7 protein-coding genes are annotated in these 7,192 nt (G+C 72.4%); all 7 read left to right on the top strand.

All coding sequences use genetic code 11. The features are described 5' to 3' along the window. Positions 1 to 671: ABC transporter ATP-binding protein (locus tag ACWF94_RS28035; protein WP_453494281.1), on the top strand; the 671-nt coding region annotated here is incomplete at its 5' end. Further along, positions 661 to 1,725 (top strand): ABC transporter ATP-binding protein, encoded by a 1,065-nt coding sequence (locus tag ACWF94_RS28030; protein WP_453494278.1) that lies wholly within the window; start codon positions 661 to 663, stop codon positions 1,723 to 1,725. The genes ACWF94_RS28035 and ACWF94_RS28030, both read left to right, overlap by 11 nt. 27 nt (positions 1,726 to 1,752) lie before the next feature. After that, entirely contained in the window at positions 1,753 to 2,409 is a 657-nt protein-coding gene (locus ACWF94_RS28025; protein ID WP_453494275.1) for an FMN-binding negative transcriptional regulator, read from the top strand. Further along, positions 2,406 to 3,929, top strand: a complete 1,524-nt coding sequence (locus ACWF94_RS28020; RefSeq protein WP_453494272.1) for an amidohydrolase — start codon at positions 2,406 to 2,408, stop codon at positions 3,927 to 3,929. The genes ACWF94_RS28025 and ACWF94_RS28020 overlap by 4 nt, the downstream gene beginning before the upstream one ends. 102 nt (positions 3,930 to 4,031) lie before the next feature. Continuing rightward, positions 4,032 to 4,706 carry a hypothetical protein gene (locus ACWF94_RS28015; RefSeq protein ID WP_453494270.1) on the top strand — a complete coding sequence of 225 codons (675 nt, stop codon included), beginning with the start codon at positions 4,032 to 4,034 and terminating at the stop codon, positions 4,704 to 4,706. A 184-nt stretch (positions 4,707 to 4,890) separates the two neighbouring features. Beyond that, positions 4,891 to 6,294, top strand: coding sequence for an amidohydrolase family protein (locus ACWF94_RS28010; protein WP_453494267.1), 1,404 nt, complete (start codon positions 4,891 to 4,893; stop codon positions 6,292 to 6,294). A 199-nt stretch (positions 6,295 to 6,493) separates the two neighbouring features. Continuing rightward, on the top strand, positions 6,494 to 7,192 hold a 699-nt coding region (locus ACWF94_RS28005; RefSeq protein ID WP_453494264.1), incomplete at its 3' end, for an Atu4866 domain-containing protein.

Raw genomic sequence — 7,192 nt, 5'->3', positions numbered from 1 at the left:
ACCCCACACTCACCGTGGGCTACCAGATCGCCGAGGCGATCCGGGCCCACGAGGACATCGGCCGCCGTGCGGCACGCACCCGTGCCGTCGAGCTGATGGCCCGGGTCCGTATCCCCGACCCGGGCCGCCGCTACGGCGACTACCCGCACCAGTTCTCCGGCGGTATGCGCCAGCGCGTCATGATCGCGACAGCGGTCGCGCTCGGTCCCGACGTCCTCATCGCGGACGAACCCACCACCGCCCTGGACGTGACCGTACAGGCCCAGATCATGGAACTGCTCGCCGAACTCCGCGAGGAGTCCGGCTCCGCACTGCTGCTGATCACCCATGACCTCGGGCTCGCCGCCGGAACGGCCGACCGGGTCGCCATCATGTACGCCGGCCACATCGTGGAGCAGGCACCGGTCGAGGAGCTGTACGACCGTCCCGCCCATCCCTACACGGGGGGCCTGCTCGCCGCCGTGCCCCGCCTCGACGGGCCGCCCAGTGACCTCACCCCCATCCCCGGCACCCCGCCGGGCCCCGGGCTGCTGCCCGCCGGCTGTGCCTTCCACCCCCGCTGCCCCGGCGCCCGCGAACTCTGCTCGACGCGGCGCCCCACGCTGATCCCGGCTCCGCCCGACCGGCTCGTCGCCTGCCACTACCCGCTGGAGGTCTCCGGTGCACGATGACATCAAGAGCGGCCGGCCCGCCGCCCCGGCCGGCCCCGGGACCGGTGCCACGGCGGACTCCCCTCCCGGCACCGCGCTCCTCGAAGCGCGCGGGCTGGTCAAGCACTACGGCTCCGGGGGACTGTTCGGCGCCGGGCGGACCCGGGCGACGGTCCGGGCCGTCGACGGTGTCGACCTGACCCTGCCGCGCGGGACCACACTCGGGCTCGTCGGCGAGTCCGGCTGCGGCAAGTCGACCCTCACCCGCCTCCTCATGGCCCTGGACCGCCCCACGTCGGGCACCGTGCTCGTCGAGGGCCAGGACCTGCTCCGGCTGCCCCGGGCCGAACTGCGGCGCCGCAGGCGGGACATCCAGCTCGTCATGCAGGACCCGTACACCTCGCTCGACCCCCGGATGACCGCGCTGGAGATCGTCCGGGAACCGATGGACATCCACCGTGACCCGGCGCCGAAGGAGGACCGCTCGGCCCGGGCGGGTGAGCTGCTGGAGATGGTCGGGCTCGATCCGGGGCACGCGCACCGCCACCCCCACCAGTTCTCCGGTGGCCAGCGCCAGCGCCTCGGCATCGCCCGCGCGCTCGCGCTCCGGCCGAAGATCCTGGTCTGCGACGAACCGGTGTCCGCGCTCGATGTGTCCGTCCAGGCGCAGGTGATGAATCTGCTGAAGCGGTTGCAGCGGACCTTCGGTCTTTCGTACGTCTTCATCGCCCATGATCTCGCCGTGGTCAGGAACATCGCCGACGAGGTCGCCGTCATGTACCTGGGCCGGATCGTCGAGCAGGGCGACCGCGACACCGTGTACAGCCGCCCCGGGCACCCGTACACCCGGGCCCTGCTCTCCGCGGTGCCCGAACCGGACCCGCGCCGCCGGGGCAGGGACGGCCGCATCGTGCTCCAGGGCGACCCCCCGAGCCCCACCCGGCCGCCGACCGGCTGCCCGTTCCGCACCCGCTGCTGGAAGAGCGAGCAGATCTGCGCCGAGAAGCCGCCCGTGCTGGCCCCGGCCGAGTCCGGCGGCGGGCGCCGGGTCGCCTGCCACTTCCCCGAGAACTGACGGACGGAACAGAACGGAACAGAACAGATGCTGCGACAGGAGATCTTCCGGGTCGACGACCCCGGATGGATCCGCGAACTCGCCCGTGACCACCCCTGGGCCACCCTGATCAGCAACACCGCGCGCCGGGGCCTGGTCGTCTCCCACTGTCCGGTACTGGTCGACCGCGCCGAACCGGCCACAGCGCAAGGCCCGGACAGCCCGGACACGACCCCACTCGCCCTGCTCGGCCACCTGGCCCGCACCGACGCGGAGGAACACGAACTCGGTTCCCACGACGTCGTCGTGGTGCTCCAGGGACCGCACGGCTATATCTCACCCGTCTGGTACGAGGAGACACCGCACGTCCCCACCTGGAACTTCACCGTCCTGCACGCCGAGGGCCGCCCCGAGATCCTCGACCCGGCCGACACCTACCGCGTCCTGTCCGCCACCGTCGACCACTTCGAGGACCGGTTCCCCGAGCCCTGGCGGCTCGCCCGGGTCGAGGGCTACGCCCACCGCATCGCCGCGGGTGTGACCGGGTTCCGGCTGCCCGCCGCGAGAGTGACGGCCAAGGCGAAGCTCAGTCAGGACGAGCCCGAGGAAGTCGTGCTCCGGCTCGTCAGGGCCCTCGAATCCGATCAGCCCTACACTCACCCCGAACTCGCCCGTGCCATGCGCGACATCCGGAGGAAGCCGTGACCCCGAACCCGACCACCGAAGCGCGCGGCACCGGACCGGCCGCCGCACCGCCCGTCACCCTGAGCCGGGTCCACCTCGGCGCGGGCGGACCGCTGAGTGACGTCCGTATCGAGAACGGGCTGGTCACGGCCGTCCACCCGGCGGGCACCTCCCCACGGACCGGCGGACAGCGCCTCGACCTCGACGGGCGCGTCCTGCTGCCGGGGCTGTGGGACGCCCATGTCCATATGCTCCAGTGGGCCGGTGTGCGACGCCGGCTCGACCTGTCCGGCGCCGGCTCGGCGCGGGCCGCGGCGGACGCGGCCGACGGGCGGGCGGGCACGCTGCCGCCCGGCGAACCGCTGATCGGCTACGGCTTCCGCGACGGGCTGTGGCCCGACGCTCCGCACAAGGACCTGCTGGACGCCCTCGTCCCGGCCCGCCCCGCCCTGCTGATCAGCATGGATCTGCACACCGCGTGGCTCAACTCGGCCGCACTCGCCGCCGTGGAGCGGGGCGACCACCCCACCGGCCTGCTGCGCGAGAGCGAGTGCATGCGCGCCATCGCCGAACTCACCGCCACTCCCCCGGACGTGACGGACCGGTGGGTGCGCGAAGCCTGCGTCGCCGCCGCGGCGCGCGGAGTCACCGGCATCATCGACTTCGAGTACGCCGACAACATCACGGACTGGACCCGCCGGATGAACGGCGCGGCCGTCCCGCTGCGGGTGTCGGCCGCGATCTGGCCCGAGTACCTGGACGCGGCGATCGACCGCGGGCTGCGCACCGGCCAGATCCTCCCCGCCCCGGGCGGCCTGCTGGAGGTCGGGCCGTTCAAGCTGTTCACCGACGGCTCCCTCAACACCCGCACGGCACTGTGCCACGACGCGTATCCGGGCCTGGACCCCGATGCGCCGGGCTCCCACGGTCTTGAGGAGGTGTCACCGGGGGAACTCGTCGCGCTGCTGCGGCGCGCGTCCGGACACGGCATCGTCCCCGCCGTGCACGCGATCGGGGACCGCGCCAACGAGATGGCCCTGGACGCCTTCGATACGGTGCGCTGCCACGGCCGGATCGAGCACGGTCAGCTGCTCGCCGCCAAGGACGTGCCGCGCTTCGCCGAGCTGGGCGTCACCGTCAGCGTCCAGCCCACCCACGCCGTGGACGACCGGGATGTCGCCGACCGGCACTGGGCGGGCCGCACCCACCGGGCGTACCCGTTCGCCGATCTGCTGGCGTCCGGAGCCGTCCTGGAACTCGGCTCCGACGCCCCCGTCGCCCCGCTCGACCCCTGGCTGACCATCGCGTCCGCGGTCACCCGGACCGACGGCGAGCGCCCGCCGTGGCACCCCGAACAGCGCATCCCCGTCCTGGCGGCCCTCACCGGCTCGGCCCGGGGCCGGCGGCTGATCCGCTGCGGCGACCGCGCCGACCTGGTGGTCACCGACGCCGACCCGCTCACGGCGGACGCCCGCACCCTGCGCGCTATGCCGGTCCACGCGACGATGCTCGCCGGGGCCTGGACCCACCCGCCGGCCTGACACGATGACACCGGGCGGTCGGACGCGGCGGCACACCCGCTGACGTACCGGCCGGTCCGGTGGCGGTCGCAACAACTTCCGTCAGGGCTCGTTGATCACGACATGAAGAATGTCACCATGGGGCGGCGGATGCGCGTCCTGATCACGGTCACCGCCCTGACGCTGGGAACGGCCGCCACGGGAAGCGCTCAGGCGAGCCAGACGCCCCTCGACTGTCCGGCGGCGGAGATCTTCGCCACCGACAACACAGCGGTCATCACGGACCCAGCGGACCCCCGGCTCAGGAACCGTCTCACCCACTTCGATCGCGAGGTGCGCACGATCATCCACACCCATGGCGCACGGCCCGGTGCCTCGACGCTCCTGGACGGCGTCTTCTGGTCGTCCGACCTGAAGCGGGCCACCTATGAGCGCTCACGCGAGTTCGACGTCAACAAGGTCGGACGGGACGGACTTCACCACATCGCCGGCGTCATCGCCAAGCGGTACGACCAGGAGTCGGTGCTCACGTTCCGCTGTCTCCCCCGGACGTCACCGGAGACCGACGCGGTACAGATCCAGGCCCCCGGTGTCAGCCGGACCCGCTTGCACGACGCCCTTGTCGCGGACCCCGAGGCCCGTGACCGGCTGGGCGGCGGCTCGACGACACTCGACGGACGACTGATCCTCGTCGCCCCGCTCGCGGACCTGCCGCTGGCCCGGAAGTTCACGACCGGACTCGGCGTCGACTGGGACAACGCCCAGGTGCGTTATGGCGACGAGGAGTTCGTGAGCTGATCGAGATCTCGACCGGCGGTACGCCGGCCCCGGGGCGCCGTGGCGCGGGGCACTGGACCGTGCCGCCAGGGTGGGTGTGCCGCACCTGGGGAAACGGCGGCCTGGTTGGCGGGCGCCGGTGGGCGGAGGCTTGAGCGCACAAGCCCCCGATCCGGCGCCCGTCGGCGCAGAACAGGATGCTCCGATGCCCGCCTCCGGCACCACCGGCACCACCGGCACCGCCGTACTGGAACAGATCCGTGTGCGCTCCGGGGACCGTCGCCGTCGTGTGTTGTTCAGCGGCGCGACCATCGTCACGATGGACCCCGGCCTCGGCGTACTGGACCGCGGCGACCTGCTCGTCGAGGGCGACTCGATCGCCGCGGTCGGACCCCGTCTCGACACCGGCGACGCGGTCGTGGTCGACGCGTCGGGCGCCATACTCGCCCCCGGCTTCGTCGACACGCACCGCCACGCGTGGCAGGCCCAGTTGCGGCGGATCATGCCGGACGTGGACGACCTCGCCGGCTATGTCATGACCACCCTCGCGGGCCATGCCCCCGCCTACCGGCCCCACGACATGTACGTCGGCACCAGGCTCGCGGCGCTGACCGCGATCGACAGCGGCATCACCTCGATGCTCGACTTCTCCCACAACTCCCGCAGTGCCGACCACTCCGACGCCGCGATCCGGGCACTCATCGACACCGGTATCCGCGGGGTGCACGCCTCGATGGGGCCGCACTTCGGCGACTGGGACAGGCAGTGGCCGGGCGACCTGACCCGTCTCAGGGAGCAGTACTTCGGCAGCGACGACCAGTTGCTGACGCTCCGCGTCGCCACCCTGGCCACCGACGAGATCGCCGGGCCCGCGCTCGCGTACCGCCCGGAACTGGCCCGGCTCGCCCGGGAACTGGGCATCGGGACGAGCGTGGACGCCGTCTTCGGGGCCTCCTCCTCCGAGGCGGTGCTGAGCTGGGCCAGGGAGGGCATCCTGGGCCCGGACGTCACCCTCATCCACGCCACCGGCCTGACCGGCGACGCGTGGCGGGCGATCGGTGAACACGGCGCCACCGTCGCCCTCGCCCCCACATCCGACGCGCAGATCGGTCTGGAGACTGCGGTCCCCGCGGTCGACGAGGCCCTCGCCGCCGGAGTCCGTCCCGGCCTGAGCATCGATGTCGAAGTGGCCCTGGTCAGCGACATGTTCACTCAGATGCGGGCGCTGCACACCATTCAGCGGATGCGCGCGGTCAACGCGGCCTACCCGGGCGGCGAGCCGGCGTACCGCGTCACCACCCGCGATGTGCTGGACTTCGCCACCCTGCAGGGCGCCCGCACCAACGGCCTCGCCGACGTCACCGGTTCGCTCACCCCGGGCAAGAAGGCCGACCTGCTGGTGATCGAGGCGGAAGACCTCAACAACATGCCGCTCAACGACCCGATCGGCACCATCGTCCTCGGCGCCGATGCCCGCAACGTCACCGGCGTCCTCATCAACGGCGAACCCCGCAAGTGGAACGGCCAGGTCCTTGACACCGACCTGCCCGCCCTGCGCGATCAGGTCCGGGAATCCCGCGACCACATCCTGCGCGCCACCGCCGCCTGAACTCCCCCGACCCGGGCCGGCCGATCCCGGCTGCCCGAGGGCCCACAGCCCCCGCGCCACGGTCTCAGCGAGCCCGGCCCGGCGGCACGACCGTCATCCACCGACACACCGCACTCACCCACTCACCCACTCACCCACTCACCGACGCAATGCACAGGCACACGCACACGCACACGCACCGAGGAATCAGGTAACCGACATGACCCACACACCCGTCTCCACCAACCCGAACCGTGACGACACCGTCCTGCGCCAGATCCGCGACTTCCGCGGGCGACCGCTGTTGCTGACCGGCGGCACCGTCATCACCGGCAATCCGCTGATGGGTGACTGGCAGCAGGCCGATGTCCTCATCGGCGGCCCCCTCGTGGTCGGGGTCGGCCCGGGACTGCTGACCGCCGCCGAGGACGACAACATGATCGTCATCGACTGCGCCGGCACCGTCGTCCTCCCGTCCGGCGCCGACCTGTCCGGCTCGGGCGGCCACCGCACCCTCACCCCCGGCGAGAGCGCCGACATCACCGTCCTGCGGCTGGCCGACGCCCCCGGCACCCCCGCCGGCGCGGTACCCGCACGCGGCACCCATCTCGACGTCGTGATCACCGCGGGCGAGGTCCGCCGCTGGAACGGCCTCCCCCTCGCGCCCGAAGCGACCGACACCGCCGCGGCGGAGCGGCTGCCCACCAGCGACGCGCACCACCCCTACACCGGCATGTGGGTCGACGAGAACGGCTTCGTCCGGCAGGAACTGCTGCCCGGCGGACGCTACGACGAGGCCCGTGGCGACCGCCAGAGCGCCTACCAGGGCCGCTACTGGATCAACGGCAACCGCATCGACTATCTGGACGACCTCGGGTTCTGGGCCTTCGGCGAGTTCCAGGGTGACACCCTCCACCAC

This window comes from Streptomyces sp. NPDC055078 (genome assembly GCF_053607985.1).
The sequence above is the reverse complement of the archived record's forward strand: the minus strand, read 5'-3'. Positions and strand labels throughout refer to the sequence as shown.